The following is a 17,530-nucleotide window of genomic DNA, read 5'->3' on the forward strand; positions in this document are numbered from 1 at the left end:
GTGTCGGAGAAGCGTCCCGGTTTCGCGGTCTACGGACCGCTGATCGCGTTCATCATCGCGTCGGCCTTCCCGTTCTACTGGGCCTTCCTGGTCGGCAGCCACGACGACCAGCACTTCAAGGCCGAGCAGCCCTGGCTGCCCGGCGGCAACTTCCTGGTCAACGCCAAGGACGTCCTCGACAAGGTCGAGTTCTGGAAGGCGCTGGGCAACAGCCTCATCGTCTCCGGCACGGTCACCGTCTCGGTCGTGGTGCTGTCCAGCCTCGCCGGCTTCGCCTTCGCCAAGCTGCGCTTCAAGGGCCGGGGCCCGCTGCTGGTGTTCGTCGTCGCGACCCTGGCGGTGCCGACCCAGCTGGGCATCATCCCGCTGTACATGGCGATGGCCGAGTTCGGCTGGGCCGGTGAGCTGGGCGCGGTGATCGTGCCGAACCTGATCACCGCCTTCGGCGTGTTCTGGATGCGCCAGTTCATCGCGGACGCCGTGCCGGACGAGCTCGTCGAAGCGGCCCGCATGGACGGTTGCAGCCTCCTCAGCACCTACTGGCACGTGTGCCTGCCCGCGGTCCGCCCGGCGGCGGCGATGCTCGGCATCTTCACGTTCATGACGTCCTGGAACGACTTCCTCTGGCCGCTGATCGCGCTGAACGCCGAGAACCCGACCATCCAGGTCGCGCTGGAGAAGCTCAAGAGCGGTTACTACGTCAACAACTCGCTCGTGCTCGCCGGGACCACGATGGCCACCATCCCGGTGCTGATCGTGTTCCTCGTACTCGGGCGGCAGATCGTCGCCGGGATCATGCAGGGTGCTGTGAAGGGGTAGCTGTGGAGTCCATTTCCTTTCCCGAGGGCTTCGTGTGGGGGGCCGCGACAGCGGCGTTCCAGGTCGAGGGGGCGTCCAAGGAGGACGGTCGCTCCCCTTCCATCTGGGACACCTTCTGCGCGCTGCCCGGCGCCGTCGCCGGTGGTGACAACGGTGACGTGGCCGTGGACCACTACCACCGGGTCGAGCAGGACGTCGCGATGATGGCGGACCTCGGCCTCGGCGCGTACCGCTTCTCCACCGCCTGGCCGAGGATCCGGCCCGACGGCGGCGAGCCCAACCAGGCCGGGCTGGACTTCTACAGCAGGCTGGTCGACACCCTGCTGGAGCGCGGCATCGACCCGTGGGTCACGCTCTACCACTGGGACCTGCCGCAGGCCCTGGAGGACGCGGGCGGCTGGGCCAACCGGGACACCGCGCACCGGTTCGCCGACTACGCGGCCACGGTCGTGGAGGCGCTCGGCGACCGGGTGTCCAACTGGACCACGCTGAACGAGCCGTGGTGCTCGGCGTTCCTCGGCTACGCGGGCGGCATCCACGCGCCCGGCCGCCAGGAGCCCGCCGCCGCCGTCGCGGCCGTCCACCACCTGCTGCTCGGCCACGGCCTCGCCACCGCGGCGATCCGCTCGGCCAAGCCGGAGGCCAAGGTCGGCATCACGCTCAACATGTACCCGATCATCCCCGCCGACCCCTCGTCCGAGGCGGACCTGGACGCGGTGCGGCGGCTCGACGGGCTGCAGAACCGGATCTTCCTGGACCCGCTGTTCAAGGGCGAGTACCCGGCGGACATCGTCGCTGACCTCGCGCCGTACGGGTTCGCCGACCACATCAAGCCCGAGGACCTGGCGATCATCTCGGCGCCGCTGGACCAGCTCGGCGTGAACTACTACACCGAGCACTTCGTCAGCTCCGAGCCCGCCGCGCCCAGCGAGCCCAAGCCGGGCCGCCGCGCCACCGGGTCGCCGTGGGTCGGGGCCGAGCACGTCAGCTTCCCGGTCCGGGACGACGCGACGCGCACCGACATGGAGTGGGAGGTGCGACCGCGCGGGATCTACCAGCTCCTCACCCGGCTGCACGAGGAGTACCCGCGCCTGCCGATCTACATCACCGAGAACGGCGCGGCGTACCGCGACGCGGTGTCCGACGACGGCTCGGTCAACGACCCGGAGCGCCTGGCCTACATCGACTCGCACCTGCGCGCGGCGCACGACGCGATCACCGAGGGCGTCGACCTCCGCGGCTACTTCGCGTGGTCGCTGATGGACAACTTCGAGTGGGCCGAGGGTTACGCCAAGCGGTTCGGGATCGTGCATGTCGACTACGGCACGCAGGTCAGGACGCCTAAGATGAGCGCCATGTGGTACTCCGAGGTCGCCCGCGGCAACGCGCTGCCCGCGCCGTCAGCGACGGCTGCGCCGTGACCGACGCCGTTGAGCCGCCCAAGGCCCGAAGGCCCCCGACCAGGCTCGAAGAGGTCGCCAGAGCCGCCGGGGTGTCGAAGTCGACCGTGTCGAGGGTGATCAACGGCGAGCCGTACGTCAGCACCAAGGCGCGCGAGGCCGTTCACCAGGCGATCGTTCAGCTGGGGTACAGCCCCAACCAGGCCGCCCGCACCCTTGCGGGCAGCAGGGCGAACTGCATCGCGCTGGTGGTGTCCGAACAGGGCAGCCGGGTGCTGGCGGACCCGTTCTTCGCGGGCGTGCTGCGAGGCGTGCACGCGGAGCTGTCGGGCAAGAGGGTCCAGCTCGTGCTCATGATGAGCAAGGAGGGCGACGAGCAGGACCTGGTGAACTACCTGTGCGGCGGCCACGTCGACGGCGTGCTGGTGATCAGCCTGCACGGCCAGGACCCGCTGCCCCGCGTGCTCGCCGACGCGGGCCTGCCCACCGTCGTCGGTGGCAGGCCCCTCGGCGCGGGCGGGGTGCCGTACGTGGACTCGGACAACTTCAACGGGGCCATGGAGGCGGCCAAGCACCTGGTCTCGCTGGGGCGCACGAGGATCGCGACCATAGCGGGCCCGAAGGACATGGCCGTGGGCATGGACCGGCTGAGCGGGTTCAAGCGGGCGCTGAGCCAGGCCGGGCTGCGCGACGACCTGGTGGCGTTCGGCGACTTCACCCCGGCCAGCGGCGCCGCCGCGATGGACGAGCTGCTGACCCGCGAGCCCGCGCTGGACGCGGTGTTCGTGGGGGCCGACATCATGGCGATGGGCGCGCTGCAGGCGCTGCACGCGCAGGGCAAGCGGGTGCCGCAGGACGTGGCCGTGGTGGGCTTCGACGACCTGGTGCTGGCGTCGACGGCGGTCCCGCCGCTGACGACGGTCAGGCAGGACGTGGAGCAGCTGGGCCGCACGATGACGTGGCGCCTGATGGCGGAGCTGACGGGCGAGGAGAACCTCCCGCCGTTCCTGCTCCTGCCGACCTCGCTGGTGCACCGGGCCAGCGCGTAGACCCTCCCGACCCCGACCCCGACCCCGACCCCGGCCGCGCACGTGGCAGGGGCGTCCGGCGGACCTCAGCGACGAGGTTCGTCGGGCCGGGGTGCGCGGTGCTCGGCGCGGGCTCGCTGCCGCGCGCTCTCCTGGCGGGGGAACCGGTTGACGACCTCCTGGAGCGACCGGTAGTCGTCGAGCGCCACGAGCACGACGGGGTCGCGCCCTGGGCGGGTGACCACCACTCCTTCGCGGTCGGCGATCACCGAGTCGAGCACTTCGGCGCACTTGGCGCGGTACTCGCGCAAGTCCACGACCTTCATCGAGCCTCCTGTGGCGCACAAAGCAGCCGGTCCGGTGCGCCGTGCGGGCGGTCCGGGCCTCGGAGCCGTGCCGGCGTGTCGTGCGAGGCCGAGGGGTGACGCCCCGCCCACCGCCGGTCCCGGCTCCTGGTGCTTCCACTCGTTCAGAGCAATCCGTCGAGGCGGGTAGTTCACCCGATCCGAGCACCGGACAGGTCTTTACACCGCACTTCGGCGGTCGTTACGTTTTTCTTCCACCCGCTCTGGGAGCGCTCCCAGAAACGGTGGTCGGGTTGGTCGTCCCCCGGCCGCCCGGAGCCAGGCGCGGGAGGAGGCGTCCCTTTCGCCCACCGCCTCCTCCCGACCCCGGCCCGGTTCGCGCTCGACCCGCACGGCCCGCCAGGTCCCCGCTCGACTCCCGCTCGACCGGCCCGACCCGCTCAGCCCGCCAGGCCCCCGCTCCACCCGCCAGGTCCCCGCTCCACCGCTCGCCCTGCCCGGCACACGCCCGAACCGCGCAAAGGAGCGCCGTGATGGCACCGCGCCAGCCCGAGCCCACCCCGCCCGTCACCGCACGGGCGCGGCGCGGGAGCCGATTACCCGCCCTCCTGGCCGCCCTCGTCACGGCCGCCGCCACGCTCGTCACCGTCGCCGCCACCAGCCCCGCCCCCGTCGCGCAGGCCGCCCCGGCGAGCCAGCCGCACACCTGGAGGAACGTCGAGATCCAGGGCGGCGGGTTCGTGCCCGGCATCGTCTTCAGCCCCGCCGAGCGGAACCTGATCTACGCCCGCACCGACATCGGCGGCGCCTACCGCTGGAACCAGGCCACCGGCCGCTGGGTCCCGCTGCTCGACGCGATCGGCTGGGACCGCTGGGGCCACAACGGCGTCATCTCGATCGCCCCCGACCCCGTGAACGCCGCCAAGGTCTACGCCGCCGTCGGCATGTACACCAACGACTGGGACCCCGACAACGGCGCCGTCCTGCGCTCCTCCGACCAAGGCGCGACCTGGCAGTCCACCGCCCTCCCGTTCAAGCTCGGCGGCAACATGCCGGGCCGGGGCATGGGCGAGCGCCTCGCCGTCGACCCCAACGACCCGCGCGTGCTGTACCTCGGCGCCCCCAGCGGCAACGGCCTGTGGCGCAGCACCGACAGCGGCGTCACCTGGGCGAAGGTCACGGCGTTCCCGAACCCCGGCAACCACGTCGCCGACCCGAACGACACCACCGGCTACAACAGCGACAACCAGGGCGTCACCTGGGTCACCTACGACCCGCGCTCGTCCGCGTCCGGCGCGCCCAGCCGCACGATCTACGTGGGCGTCGCCGACAAGCAGAACACCGTCTACCGCACCACCGACGCGGGCGCGACGTGGTCCCGCCTCGCGGGCCAGCCCACCGGCTACCTCGCCCACAAGGGCGTCCTGGACCCCGTCGGCGGCTTCCTCTACCTCGCCACCAGCGACACCGGCGGCCCGTACGACGGCGCCAAGGGCGACGTGTGGAAGCACAACACCGCCACCGGCGAGTGGACCAGGATCAGCCCCATCCCGTCCGACAGCGCCGACGACCACTTCGGCTACAGCGGCCTGACCGTCGACCGCACCAACCCGAACACGCTCATGGTCACCACCCAGATCTCCTGGTGGCCCGACATCATCGTGTTCCGCTCCACCGACGCGGGCGCCACCTGGACCCGCATCTGGGACTTCACCAGCTACCCCAACCGCAGCTTCCGCTACACCATGGACATCACCGCCTCCCCGTGGCTGAGCTGGGGAGCCACCCCGCAGCCGCCCGAGGTCACGCCCAAGCTCGGCTGGATGACCGAGTCCCTGGAGATCGACCCGTTCGACCCGGACCGGATGCTCTACGGCACCGGCGCGACGATCTACGGCGCCACCAACCTCACCGCGTGGGACCGGGGCGGCCAGATCACCCTCAAGCCGACGGCCGCAGGTCTTGAGGAGACCAGCGTGCTCGACCTGGTCAGCCCGCCCACCGGCGCGGCCCCGCTGGTCAGCGCGCTCGGCGACATCGGCGGGTTCCGCCACGCGGACCTGGCCGAGGTGCCGCCGATGATGTTCACGCAGCCCAACCTCACCTCCACCACCAGCCTCGACTACGCCGAGTCCAACGCCTCGGTCATGGTCCGCTCCGGCAACTCCGACGCCGCCCCGCACGTCGCGTTCTCCACCGACGGCGGCGCGAACTGGTTCGGCGGCGCCGATCCCGGCGGGGTCACCGGCGGCGGCACGGTCGCGGCGGCGGCGGACGGCAGCCGGTTCGTGTGGAGCCCGGCGGGCGCGGGGGTGCACCTCTCGGTGGGCTTCGGCAACTCCTGGACCGCGTCGAGCGGGGTGCCCGCGGGCGCGGTGGTCGAGTCGGACCGGGTGAACCCGAGGAAGTTCTACGCCCTGGCCGCCAACCGGGTGTACACCAGCGTCGACGGCGGCGCGACGTTCACGGCGGGCGCGTCGGTGGCGGCGACCAAGCTGCACGCCGTGCCCGGCCGCGAGGGCGAGCTGTGGCTGGCGGGCGAGGGCGGGCTGTTCCGCTCCACCGACGGCGGCGCGAGCGCGGTCGAGCAGGCGAACGTCACCAGCGCGGTGAACGTCGGCTTCGGCAAGGCCGCGCCCGGCAGCGCCTACCCGGCGCTGTACGCGGTGCTCACCACCGGCGGCGTGACCGGCGTGTTCCGCTCCGACGACACCGGGGCGAACTGGGTGCGGATCAACGACGACCAGCACCAGTACGGCAACGCGGGCGAGGCGATCACCGGCGACCCGAGGCTGTACGGGCGGGTCTACCTGGGCACCAACGGGCGCGGAATCCTGTACGCCGACCCGAGCGGGCCGCCGCCGAGCACGACGACCACGACCACCACGCCCGGCGGTGGGACCACGACCACGACGACGACGACGACCACTACCACCACCACGGTTCCGCCTTCGGCGTCCTGCGCGGTCGAGTACCGGGTCACGAACCAGTGGTCCGGCGGCTTCCAGGGGTCGGTGCGGATCACCAACCGGGGCGCGACCGCCGTCACCGGGTGGGCGCTGAAGTGGACCTACGCGAGCGGTCAGCGGGTGACCGGCGCGTGGAACGGCAAGGCCGCGCAGAGCGGCGCCGAGGTCACGGTGACCAACGAGGGCTGGAACGGGACCATCGGCGCCGGGGGCGCGGTGGAGTTCGGATTCCAGGCGAGCTGGCAGGGCAGCAACGCCAACCCCGCCGCGTTCACGCTCAACGGCGGATCCTGTTCACCGGTGTGAGGCCCTCGTGTGGGTCCCGGCGGCGCGGCTGCGCGACACAGCCGCGCCGCCGGGGTGCGTTCGCCCCTCCCCGGACCGGGGAGGGGCGAACGCGAGACGGTCCGGTGCCGGATCGCCGGGGTGTCGGATCAGCGGAGTGCTTGTGCCTCAAGGGTTCCGGCGCGGTCGGCCCCGCTGGAGGCCGACCGGCTCCGGTCAGCGCTGGTCGCCCGCGGCCTCGGCGCGCTTGCGGGCCTCGCGCCGCAGCTGCAGGATGCGCGCCGCGCCCACCAGCGCCACCAGCAGCGCCCCGGCGATCGCCGACAGCAGCAGCGCCACCCCCAGCGGCAGCGTGCTGGTGCCGCCGAGGAACGTGATGGTCGCGCCCGCCTGGTTCTGCAGGATGAACACCAGCAGGAACAGCAGCACCACCGCGGAGGCCACGACCGCCACCCACGCGCCGCTGATCCTGGTCGGCCGGGCGCGCCCGGTCCGGTCGGCGCCTCGCGCGGCCGGGGTGGGCGTCGGCGTCGTGGGCTTGGCCGGTGTCGAGGTCGTGGGCGTGGTGGGGGTGGTCGCTGGGCCTCGGGCGTCGGGGGTGGTGCGCGTCGGACGCGTGGCGTCGACCCTGGGCGTGGGCACGGCCTCCGGTGGCGCGGGGTCCACGGCCGGAGCGCGGTTGTCGTCGCGTGGAGCGGTCACCCGCCGATTCTCGCCCCGCGCACACGCCGCCGCGACTCAGCGCGCCGCCCGGAGCCCCGAGGTCACCCGCACGGCGGCCGGTGCTCCAGCGAACCGAAGTACCGTGACCACTCCTCGCGGCTGATCGGCTCGCGCACCGACGCGCACAGCTGCGCCACCACGTGGTCCAGGTCGAACTCCCAGTGCCGGAACGTCCCGTCCGCGCGCGCGGTCACCACCTCGCCCCAGGTCTCCCCGAACGACACCCCGTACACGCCCTCGCTGCTGCCGCTGATCCGCCCGGCGGCGCGCGGCCTGGCGGCGTCGGCCAGGTCCCACAGCCGCACCGTGTCGTCCCGGCCGACCGTGGCCAGCGCCGTGCCGTCGTGCCGGAACCCGAGCGCCCGCACCGGCTGCCGGTGCCCGTCCAGCTCGGCGATCCGGCGCGGCCCCTCCGCCGCCGACACGTCCCACAGCCGCACCACGCCGCTCACCCCGCCCAGCGCGACGGTGCGGTGGTCGGGGGCGAGCGCGACCACGGACACGTCCTCCCCGTCGGACAGCTGCGCGGTCTGCCTCGGCGCGGCGGGGTCGCCGACGTCCCACAGCCGCACCCGGCTCTGGTTGTCGGTGGTCGCCAGCACCCGGCTGTCCTGGCTGAACGCGAGCGCGGTGACCCAGCGCGGGTGGTCGGGCAGCACGCCGATCAGGCGGGGCGCGGCGGGGTCGGCGGCGTCCCACAGCTCGACGGTCATCGCCTCCCGCACCAGCGCCAGCAGCTTGCCGTTGGGCGCGTAGGACAGCTGGGTGACCTGCCCGCTGAAGGTGTGCGCGGGGACCGGTTCGCGGGCGTCGGTGGCGTCCCACAGCCGGGCGCCGGGGCTCTCCAGCGTGGTCGCGAACGCTTGCGCGGCCGGGGTCAGGGCGAACGAGGTGACCGCGTCGACCGGGGTGGTGAGCGTGCCGATGCGCGGGTAGAGGCGGTCGTCGACCGGTTCGCCGACGCGGGCGCTGGGCAGCGGGCGGCCGTCCGGGGACAGCGCGGGGGAGGTGCGCACGGACCGGCTGATCGTGCTGCCGGACTTGCCCGCGTGCGCGCCGAGCACCGCGTCGCGCAGGTCGTCGGTGCCGCTGAGCCGGTAGGCGGCGATCACCAGCTGGTCGGCGACCAGCGGGTCGCTCTCGCGCTTGCCCAGCGACTCGTTGGCGGCGAACCGGGCCAGCGCGATGTTGCGCTGCTCGGTCGCGGTCTCCTGCGCCCGGATCGTCTGCACCATCGCGCCGCCCGCGAGCAGCAGCAGCACCGCCAGCAGCGCCACGAGCTGGCGGAGCCTGCGGGTCTGCCGGTGGGCGAGGCGGCGCTCGCGGTCGCGGGCCTGGGAGCTGGCGGCCAGGAACTCGCGCTCGCGCGCCGACGTGCGGGCGCGGGGGCGGCGGGTCCACTCCAGCGCGGTGTCCAGGCGGGTGCCCCGGTAGAGGGCGTCGGGGGCGCGGTGCAGGGAGATCCACGTCGCGGCGGCCTCGGTGAGCTGGCGCAGGGTGCGCAGGCCCTCGCGGTCCTCGGCGAGCCAGCCGCGCAGGCGGGGCCAGGAGCGGATCAGCGCCTCGTGGGCGATCTCCACGCGGTCGCGGTCGAGGGTGAGCAGGCGGGCGTGGGCGAGCCGGTCGAGGACCACGTCGACGTCCACGTCGTCGTCCAGCTCGGCGCGCGGCAGGCTGCGCTTGGTGTCCTCGGTGCCGTCGCCGAGCGCGGTCAGGCGCAGGAACACCTGGCGGGCCAGCTCGCGCTGCTGGCGTTCGAGGGAGGTGTAGGTGCGCTCGGCGGTCTGCGCGATGGCGTACTGCACGCCGCCCGCCGCCTCGTACCCGGCGAGGGTGAGCGTCGCGCCCCTGCGGCGGCGCCAGGTCTCCAGGAGGGCGTGCGAGAGCAGCGGGAGCACGCCGGGCTGGCCGGTCGCGTCGGCGACGAGGCGGGAGACCAGGGCGGTCTCGACGGTGCAGGAGGCCTTCACGGCCGGTTGCATGATCGCCTGGCGGAGCTCCTCGGTGCCCATGGGCCCGATCAGGAGCTGGTTGTCCTCCAGCGCGGCGACCAGGTCGGGGTGCTGGGCGCAGTGGCCGTAGAAGTCGGCGCGGACGCTGATCACCACGTGCTGCGGGGCGTCGAGCAGCGCGGCGATGAACGCGGCGCGGCGGGAGGTGTCCGAGCAGAGCGTGAAGACCTCCTCGAACTGGTCGACGATCACCAGGTCGGCGGGGGTCTCGGGGAGGGCGAGGTCGGTGGCGGACGGGGTGGTGAGGAGCGTGGTCCCGGCGAAGCGCGCGACCAGACCGGCTTGCAGCAGCGAGGACTTGCCCGCGCCGGAGGCCCCGAACACGGCGGTGAACCGGGCGGAGCCGACCCTGGCGAGGAGGTCTTCGAGGAGCTGGTCGCGGCCGAAGAACCACTCGGAGTCGCGCGGTTGGAACGCGGCGAGCCCGGCGTACGGCGGCTGCTGCTCGACCGGCGGCGGCGCCTCGGGCGCGACGGCGGCGGCGACCTCGTGCCACCGGTCCTCCCAGGCGGCGACGTCCCCCTCGCAGGCCCGCACGTAGGCGAGCGTGACGGCGAGGCTCGGCAGCCTCCGACCGCCCGCGGCGTCGGAGAGGGTGGTGGCGGAGTAGTGCGCCTTGGCCCCGAGCTGCCGGTAGCTGTGCCCGCCCGCGCGGTCGCGCAGCGAGCGCAGGTCGGCGGCGAACTTGAGCAGCGGGGTGTCACCGACGTCCAGCGGACGCTCTCCACGCGGCACAGCCGTCCACCCCCTCGTGAGGTCGATTGTCTGTGTCTGGTGACGCGGAGTCCAGGTCTGACGGGTGGTCCGGGAACCATACCCACTGGTCGGGTGGTGGGAGAACCTGTTCTGCGGTAAGGGATTTCCGTTGCGACGACTGCCCGTGATCATGCCAGTGCTGTTCGGGGGTGGGAGGCGCGCACCCGGTTCCCCCATACGCCGCAACGGATCGCGGCTGGGCGGGGGAGGGATTGGGCGAGTCGGCCCTCGCTCTTGCGGGCGGAACGGGGGTGAGGGGTGTGGGGGACCGGAATGGGGCGGCGGAACGCGGGCGGGGTGTGGGGAGCGGAAATGTGGGATGGGGGAACGCGGGCGGGGGTGTGGGGAGCGGAATGGGGCGGCGGAACGCGGGCGGGGGTGTGGGGAGCGGAATGGGGTGGGGGTGCGGGGGAACGGAATGGGATGGCGGGGCGGAATGGGGTGGCGGGGCGCGGATCGCGGGTGGGGCGCAACGGGACGCGCGTTCGTGCGCGGCGCTGCGCGGGGTGGTTCTCGTGGTGTCGCGTGGTCGGGCGTGCGGGGTCTGAGCGGCGCCGTCCGCGTGGTCCTGGCCGAGGGTCAGGCCAGGACCGAGGCCACGTACGGCTCGGGGTCGGCCAGGATCGCGCGGACCGCGCTGGTCGCCGCGCCTCGCACCGCCGCCTCGTCGCCCAGCGAGGACGCCGTCACCGCCACCGGGGACCAGGCCGCGCTCACCACGCGTCCGCCCAGTTCCGCCTCCAGGGTGGGGCGCAGCCACGGTTCCAGGCGCGCGTACGCGCCGCCCAGCACCACCGCGGGCAGACCGAGCAGGTTCACCGCGCCCGACAGGGCGATGCCCAGCCACCTGGCCGCCGTCCGCACCGCCGCGACCGCCTCCCGGTCGTCCGCGTCGAGCCTGGCGAGCAGGTCCGCCACGTCGGCCGCGCCCGCCGCGCGCAGGATCTCGTCCTGCCCGGCCAGCCGTTCCAGGCAGCCGCGCGAGCCGCACGTGCAGCGCGGACCGCTCGGGTCCACGGACAGGTGGCCGATCTCGCCGCCGAAACCGGACACGCCCTCGAACAGGCCCGCGTCCACGACGATGCCCGCGCCGATGCCGATCTCGCCGGACACGTGCACGAAGTCCTGCGGCGCGTCGCCGTGCCACAGCTCGGCGAGCGCGGCGAGGTTCGCCTCGTTGCCGACCTGCACCGGCAGCCCGCCCGCGTCGGCCCCGAGCAACCGCCCCAGCTCGCCGCGCACGTCCACCTCGCGCCACCCCAGGTTCGGCGCGACCCGCAGCACGCCGCTGGCCGACTCGACCAGCCCCGGCACCGCCACCCCGATCCCGCCGACCGGCACGTCCTCCCTGGTCGCGATCCGCACCGCGGCGGCCACCTCGCCCAGCACCAGCGCGGGCGAGGACGCCCGGTTGTCGCTGTCCCGCACCCACCGCTTCCGCACCCGCCCGGTCAGGTCGACCAGGCAGGTCGCCAGGTAGTCGACCCCGACCTCCACCCCCAGCCCGTGCGGCCCGGCGGGCGACAGGTGCAGCGCGGTCCCGCGCCGACCGGGCCCGCTCCGCGCCTCGGCCGCCCCCTCGACCACCAGGGCCGCGCCGATCATCCGGTCGACGAGGCTGGACACGGTCGCCTTGGTCAACCCGGTCCTGGTCGCCACGGAAGCGCGGGACGAACCGGGAGCGGAGGCGATCGCGTCGAGCACGAGCGCCGAGTTGAGCCTGCGCACGGTGTGCTGACCAGCCGGACCCGACCGACCCGAGACGACCGGCACGACGGTGGCGGCGGGCGCAATAGGCGCGATGGGCGCGGCAGGAACGACGGGCACGACCGGGATGGGGGCGGCGGGAGCCTGACCGGCGCGGCCGGAGGCGGCGGCCGTCGGAGCAGGGGGGCCGAGAAGAGCCTGCGCTGAACCGGGCTGGCCGGCGGCGTCGACCGGCGGACCGGGGTGGCCGGTGGTGTCGGCTGGCGGACCGGGGTGGCCGGTGGCGTCGACCGGCGGACCGGGGTGGCCGGTGGTGTCGGCCGGCGGACTGGAGTCGGCGGTGGCGTCGACCGGCGTGTCGGGGCAGCCAGGGATGTCGACCGGCGAGTCGTCGCGGCCGGGGACAGTGTCGTGTGGACCGGGGTTGCCTGGGGTGACGGGTGCTTCGGCGGTCTCGGGCGTCGTGGTGGTTGAGGGCGTGTCCTGCTGGCCTGCGGCTTCGGGAGGGCTCTGCTTCGCTGTTCGCTGGGCTTGCCGGTTGGTCGGCTGCGGGCTGGACACCACTGGATACTATCCGTCGAACGCGATAAGTTCAGGCATCAAACTTATTGGAGGTTCACCGTGACCGACTTCAGCTTCGGCCTGTGGACGGTTGGCTGGCAGGGGCGTGACCCGTTCGGGGACGCCACCCGGCCCGTCCTCGACGCGCCAACGGCGGTGCGCAAGCTCGCCGAGCTGGGCGCCTGGGGCGTCACCTTCCACGACGACGACCTGATCCCCTTCGGGGCCGGCGCCGCCGAGCGGGACCGGCGGGTCTCCGCGTTCCGCGGCGCGCTCGACGAGACCGGGCTCGTCGTGCCGATGGTGACCACGAACCTGTTCACCCACCCCGTCTTCAAGGACGGCGGCTTCACCAGCAACGACCGGTCGGTGCGCCGGTTCGCGCTGCGCAAGGTGCTGCGCAACCTGGAGCTCGCCGCCGAGCTCGGCGCCAAGACGATCGTCCTGTGGGGCGGTCGCGAGGGCTCCGAGACGGACGCGGGCAAGGACGTGCAGGCCGCCCTGGAGCGGTACCGCGAGGCGCTGGACACGGTCGCGCAGCACTCCGTCGACCAGGGCTACGGCTTCCGGTTCGCGCTGGAGCCCAAGCCCAACGAGCCGCGCGGCGACATCCTGCTGCCGACCGTCGGGCACGCGCTCGCGTTCATCTCCACCCTCCAGCACCACGAGCTGGTCGGCGTGAACCCCGAGGTCGGCCACGAGCAGATGGCCAACCTGAACTTCGTCCACGGCATCGCGCAGGCGCTGTGGCAGAAGAAGCTGTTCCACATCGACCTCAACGGGCAGAAGGGGCCGCGCTTCGACCAGGACCTGGTCTTCGGCCACGGCGACCTGCTCTCGGCGTTCTTCCTGGTCGACCTCCTGGAGAACGGCGGCTACGACGGCCCCCGCCACTTCGACTACAAGCCGCTGCGCACCGAGGACGTCGACGGCGTGTGGGACAGCGCCGCCGCCAACATGCGCACCTACACCCTCCTCAAGGAGCGCGCGCAGGCCTACCGCGCCGACCCCGAGGTGCAGGAGGCGCTGCGGGTCAGCGGCGTCACCGAGCAGGCCGTGCCCACCCTCGGCGAGGGCGAGTCGATCGCGGACTTCCTCGCGGCCGACGAGTCGTTCGACCCCGACAAGGCCGCCGAGCGCGGGTACGGGTTCGTGAAGCTGTCGCAGCTGGCCCTCGAGCACCTCCTGGGCGCCCGCTGATGGCGCTGGTCGCGGGCGTCGACTCCTCCACCCAGTCCTGCAAGGTGGTGGTGCGCGACGCCCAGACCGGCGCGCTGGTCAGGGAGGGGCGCGCCGCGCACCCGCCCGGCACCGAGGTTCACCCCGACGAGTGGTGGACCGCGCTGCGGACGGCGATCGACGCCGCGGGTGGGCTCGACGACGTCGAGGCCGTCTCGGTGGCCGCGCAGCAGCACGGCATGGTGTGCCTGGACGCGTCCGGCGAGGTCGTGCGTCCCGCGCTGCTGTGGAACGACACGCGCTCGGCCGGCGCCGCCGCGGACCTGACCGCCGAGCTCGGCGCGCAGGCGTGGGCGGACGCCACCGGCAGCGTGCCGGTCGCCTCGCTCACGGTCACCAAGCTGCGGTGGCTGGCCCGGAACGAGCCCGAGGCCGCCGCACGGGTCGCCGCGGTGTGCCTGCCGCACGACTGGCTGACCTGGAAGCTGCGCGGTGGTGGCGACCTGGCCGACCTGGTCACCGACCGCAGCGACGCGAGCGGCACCGGCTACTGGTCCCCGGTCACCGGCGAGTACCGGCCCGACCTGCTGGAACTGGCCATGGGACGGGTGCCCGAGGTGCCTCGGGTCGCCGGACCCGCCGAGCTGGTCGGCGGCCGGTACGGGGTCGGCGCGGGCGACAACGCGTCGGCCGCGCTGGGCGTGCAGATCCAGCCCGGTGACGTGGTGGTGTCCGTGGGCACGTCCGGGACCGCGTTCGCGCGCTCCGAGGCGGCGGCTGCGGACGGGACCGGGATCGTGAACGGGTTCGCCGACGCGGAGGGCACCTACCTGCCGCTGGTGTGCACGCTGAACGCCTCCCGCGTCCTGGACGCCACCGCCGCGATGCTCGGCGTCGACCTGGACCGGCTGTCCGAGCTGGCGCTGGGCGCGGAGGCCGGGGCGGGCGGGCTGGCCTTCGTGCCGTACCTGGAGGGCGAGCGCACCCCGAACCGGCCGGACTCCACCGGGGCGCTGCACGGGCTGCGGCTGGACACGGCCACCCCTGGGCACCTGGCGCGGGCCGCCGTCGAGGGGATGCTGTGCAGCCTCGCGGACGCGATCGACGCGCTGCGGGCCGTCGGCACCCCGGTCAGCCGGGTCCTGCTGATCGGCGGCGGGGCTCGGGCGCGGGCGGTCCGGGAGATCGCGCCCGCCGTGTTCGGCTGCCCGGTGCTGGTGCCCGAGCCGGGGGAGTACGTCGCCGACGGCGCCGCCCGGCAGGCCGCCTGGGCGGTCGGCGGCGCCGACGCCCCGCCGGTCTGGACGTCGCTGACCTCGGCCTCGTTCACCGCCGAGGCCACGCCGTTCGTGCGCGAGCGGTACGCCGAGGCGCGGGACCTGACGGTGCCCCGGTTGGGCTGAGGGGGCCGGTCGCGCCGAGGCGCGCGCGTGCGGGGATCGGGCGGGTGATCCGGGGAGCTTCCGGGTCACCCGCTCGTTCGTGTCGGGGCCTTGGCCGCGAACCCCGTCCCCGTGCCCTGGGGGCGCTTGACCCCCGCGCCCCGTGGACGCCTGGCCCCCGAGCCTTGCCGAGGGCGGGGGCGAAGACGGAGGCGGGGGAGCGGGTGGGCTCGTGGGTGTGGTGGACCGGCCCGTGAGCCACGGGCGCGTCGCGCGCAGGACAGCGCGCAGAACACCGCGCGCGGCACCGCGCAGGAAAGACCGCAGCAGTGCGGCGCGGGACAGCGGTGTGGCGGGAACCGGGATGTGTTCGTCGGGCATGAATCCGAAGCTAGAGCCCCGGATTCACGCCCGGCAGCCGGACAAGAGCACGTTGTGGACAACCACCGAGCCTGTGGATGAACCGGTGCGGGGACCGGGCGCAGGTGGTAGGGGCGGCGGGTCAGAACAGGGCGGTCCAGCCCATCAGCTCCGCCACCACGAAGGCCACCACCAGCACCGTCAGGACGACCACCGCCACCAGGGTCACCACGGGGGCGACCTTCGACGGCATCGGCTGGGGGTGGGACAGGCCCGAGGTCTGGCCGGAGTCCGGCGGCGTGTCGCCCGGTGCGACGCCGCCGCCCGGCTCCAGGCCCGGTGTGCGCGTGGGGTCGGGGTCAGGCGGTTTCGCGGTCATACCGTGCCGTGTACCCGTCCGTGCCCGTGTGAATCGGACGTCACACGGGTAAACGAAATCCCATGAGCGGCCTACAGGACGAGTTGCTGCGCACCCTGACCAAGGTGGCCAAGGCGCTGCGCGCTGAGGGCATCCCGTTCGCACTGGCGGGCGGTTGCGCGGTGTACGCGCGCGGCGGACCCTCCACCGAGCACGACGCGGACATCCTGGTCCGCGAGGAGGACGCCGCCGAAGCCGTGCGCGCGCTGGTCGCCGTCGGAATGCGGGCCGCCGAGCCGCCGGAGGACTGGCTGCTCAAGGTCTACGACGGCGACCTGCTGGTCGACCTGCTCTACCGGCCCAACGAGCTGCCGGTGACCACCGAGACGCTGGAGCGCGCCGAGGAGCTGCAGGTCGGCTCCGTGGTGCTGCCGGTGATGCCCGCGACCGAGGTGATGATCGGCAAGCTCCTCGTGCTCGACGGGCACCGCTGCGACTTCAGCGCCCTGCTGCCCTTCGCCCGCGCGCTGCGCGAGCAGATCGACTGGGAGAAGGTGCGGGAGGCCACCGGCCACTCGCCCTACGCCGAGTCGTTCCTGCTGCTGGTGGAGCGGCTGGACATCATCGCGCCGGAGTCCGAGCCGGTGCGGGAGAGGACCGCGTCATGACGGACGAGCCCGAGCAGTACCTCGCCGCCCGGTTGCGCCGGGCCATCGCCGAGGACCCGCGAACCACCGAGATGGGTGTTCGCATCACCGTTCGGGGTGACACCGCGCTGCTCTCCGGTGACGTCGCGAGCCCGGAGCGGCGGGCGGAGCTGGAAGCGGTGATCCACGACGTCGCCCCGGAGCTGACCGTGCTCGACGACGTGAAGGTCGTCCCGGTCGGCGAACCCGAAGGACAGGAGGACCTCCGATGATCCGCATCGCCGCCGTGGGCGACGTGCACCTGGACGAGTCGGCGCGCGGCCGGATGCGGCCCGCGCTGGAGAACGTCGCCGAGCACGCGGACGTGCTGCTGCTGGCGGGCGACCTGACCAGGCACGGGACCGTGGACGAGGCCAAGGTCGTCGCCGACGAGTACCGGGACCTGCCGGTGCCGGTGGTCGCCGTGCTCGGCAACCACGACCACCACGACGACCGGCCCGACGAGGTCACGGCCGTGCTGCGCGACGGCGGCCTGATCGTCCTGGAGGGCGAGGGCGCCGTCTTCACGATCGGGGACCGCACGCTCGGCGTCGCCGGGGTCAAGGGCTTCGGCGGCGGCTTCGCGGGCAAGTGCGGCAGCGCGTTCGGCGAGCGGGAGATGAAGGCGTTCGTCGGGCACACCACCGAGGTCGCCGACCGGCTCCGGACCGCGCTCGAGGGGCTCGACACCGACGTCAAGGTCGCGCTGACCCACTACTCGCCGGTGCCGGACACGCTGCGCGGCGAACCGCTGGAGATCTACCCGTTCCTCGGGTCGTACCTGCTGGGCGAGGCCGTGGACGCCACCGGCTGCCAGCTCGCGGTGCACGGGCACGCGCACTTCGGCACCGAGCAGGGCCTGACGCCCGGCGGGGTGCGGGTGCGCAACGTCGCCCAGCCGATCATCCGCGCCGCGTACTCGGTGTACGGCGTCGAACCGGCGAACCTCGAACCCAGGGTCGCCCACGCGTGACCCGGAAAAGAACGAGGAAGAACGAGG

14 protein-coding genes are annotated in these 17,530 nt (G+C 73.7%); 9 read left to right on the forward strand and 5 right to left on the reverse strand.

Going from position 1 to position 17,530, the window contains the following annotated elements; translation table 11 throughout:
- From AMIR_RS08965 to AMIR_RS08975, 3 genes are read left to right on the forward strand one after another with little or no spacing between them, the layout of a single operon-like run.
- Nucleotides 1–819: a carbohydrate ABC transporter permease gene (locus AMIR_RS08965; protein WP_015800624.1), complete on the forward strand. Its 819-nt coding sequence runs from the start codon at nucleotides 1–3 to the stop codon at nucleotides 817–819.
- 2 nt (nucleotides 820–821) lie between these two features.
- Nucleotides 822–2,240: a GH1 family beta-glucosidase gene (locus AMIR_RS08970; protein ID WP_015800625.1), complete on the forward strand. Its 1,419-nt coding sequence runs from the start codon at nucleotides 822–824 to the stop codon at nucleotides 2,238–2,240.
- Nucleotides 2,237–3,268: a LacI family DNA-binding transcriptional regulator gene (locus AMIR_RS08975; RefSeq protein ID WP_015800626.1), complete on the forward strand. Its 1,032-nt coding sequence runs from the start codon at nucleotides 2,237–2,239 to the stop codon at nucleotides 3,266–3,268. The genes AMIR_RS08970 and AMIR_RS08975 overlap by 4 nt, the downstream gene beginning before the upstream one ends.
- A 65-nt stretch (nucleotides 3,269–3,333) precedes the next feature.
- On the opposite strand, the gene AMIR_RS08980 is transcribed toward AMIR_RS08975, so the two are convergent.
- The gene (locus AMIR_RS08980; protein ID WP_015800627.1) at nucleotides 3,334–3,573 is read right to left on the reverse strand and encodes a type II toxin-antitoxin system Phd/YefM family antitoxin; all 240 of its coding nucleotides are present in this window, start codon (nucleotides 3,571–3,573) and stop codon (nucleotides 3,334–3,336) included.
- Between the two features lie 512 nt (nucleotides 3,574–4,085).
- On the opposite strand from AMIR_RS08980, the gene AMIR_RS08985 reads away from it, so the two are divergent.
- Complete coding sequence (locus AMIR_RS08985; protein ID WP_015800628.1) at nucleotides 4,086–6,827, forward strand: cellulose binding domain-containing protein; 2,742 nt, start codon at nucleotides 4,086–4,088, stop codon at nucleotides 6,825–6,827.
- A gap of 195 nt (nucleotides 6,828–7,022) precedes the next feature.
- Here AMIR_RS08985 and AMIR_RS38895 read toward each other — a convergent pair whose 3' ends face one another.
- From AMIR_RS38895 to AMIR_RS09000, 3 genes are all read right to left on the reverse strand, one after another.
- Nucleotides 7,023–7,508 carry a LapA family protein gene (locus AMIR_RS38895; protein ID WP_245554601.1) on the reverse strand — a complete coding sequence of 162 codons (486 nt, stop codon included), beginning with the start codon at nucleotides 7,506–7,508 and terminating at the stop codon, nucleotides 7,023–7,025.
- Between the two features lie 62 nt (nucleotides 7,509–7,570).
- Nucleotides 7,571–10,276, reverse strand: coding sequence for an nSTAND1 domain-containing NTPase (locus AMIR_RS08995; RefSeq protein ID WP_015800630.1), 2,706 nt, complete (start codon nucleotides 10,274–10,276; stop codon nucleotides 7,571–7,573).
- A 600-nt stretch (nucleotides 10,277–10,876) separates the two neighbouring features.
- Nucleotides 10,877–12,025 carry an ROK family transcriptional regulator gene (locus tag AMIR_RS09000; RefSeq protein WP_015800631.1) on the reverse strand — a complete coding sequence of 383 codons (1,149 nt, stop codon included), beginning with the start codon at nucleotides 12,023–12,025 and terminating at the stop codon, nucleotides 10,877–10,879.
- Between the two features lie 600 nt (nucleotides 12,026–12,625).
- Here AMIR_RS09000 and xylA point away from each other — a divergent pair.
- Both xylA and xylB read left to right on the forward strand, forming a co-directional pair.
- Nucleotides 12,626–13,765, forward strand: coding sequence for a xylose isomerase (gene xylA / locus AMIR_RS09005; protein ID WP_015800632.1), 1,140 nt, complete (start codon nucleotides 12,626–12,628; stop codon nucleotides 13,763–13,765).
- Nucleotides 13,765–15,147 carry a xylulokinase gene (gene xylB / locus AMIR_RS09010; protein WP_015800633.1) on the forward strand — a complete coding sequence of 461 codons (1,383 nt, stop codon included), beginning with the start codon at nucleotides 13,765–13,767 and terminating at the stop codon, nucleotides 15,145–15,147. The genes xylA and xylB overlap by 1 nt, the downstream gene beginning before the upstream one ends.
- 481 nt (nucleotides 15,148–15,628) lie before the next feature.
- Here xylB and AMIR_RS09015 read toward each other — a convergent pair whose 3' ends face one another.
- Nucleotides 15,629–15,865, reverse strand: a complete 237-nt coding sequence (locus AMIR_RS09015; RefSeq protein ID WP_015800634.1) for a DUF6480 family protein — start codon at nucleotides 15,863–15,865, stop codon at nucleotides 15,629–15,631.
- Between the two features lie 62 nt (nucleotides 15,866–15,927).
- Here AMIR_RS09015 and AMIR_RS09020 point away from each other — a divergent pair, with 62 nt between their 5' ends.
- Genes AMIR_RS09020 through AMIR_RS09030 form a run of 3 tightly spaced genes read left to right on the forward strand, consistent with a single transcriptional unit; the run spans nucleotide 15,928 to nucleotide 17,503 of the window.
- Complete coding sequence (locus tag AMIR_RS09020; RefSeq protein ID WP_015800635.1) at nucleotides 15,928–16,512, forward strand: nucleotidyltransferase family protein; 585 nt, start codon at nucleotides 15,928–15,930, stop codon at nucleotides 16,510–16,512.
- Nucleotides 16,509–16,763 carry a BON domain-containing protein gene (locus AMIR_RS40080; RefSeq protein ID WP_015800636.1) on the forward strand — a complete coding sequence of 85 codons (255 nt, stop codon included), beginning with the start codon at nucleotides 16,509–16,511 and terminating at the stop codon, nucleotides 16,761–16,763. The genes AMIR_RS09020 and AMIR_RS40080 overlap by 4 nt, the downstream gene beginning before the upstream one ends.
- Nucleotides 16,760–17,503, forward strand: coding sequence for a metallophosphoesterase family protein (locus AMIR_RS09030; protein WP_015800637.1), 744 nt, complete (start codon nucleotides 16,760–16,762; stop codon nucleotides 17,501–17,503). Before AMIR_RS40080 ends, AMIR_RS09030 begins: the two co-directional genes overlap by 4 nt.
- Nucleotides 17,504–17,530 lie beyond the last annotated feature (27 nt).

This window comes from Actinosynnema mirum DSM 43827 (genome assembly GCF_000023245.1).
Lineage (GTDB): Bacteria > Actinomycetota > Actinomycetes > Mycobacteriales > Pseudonocardiaceae > Actinosynnema > Actinosynnema mirum.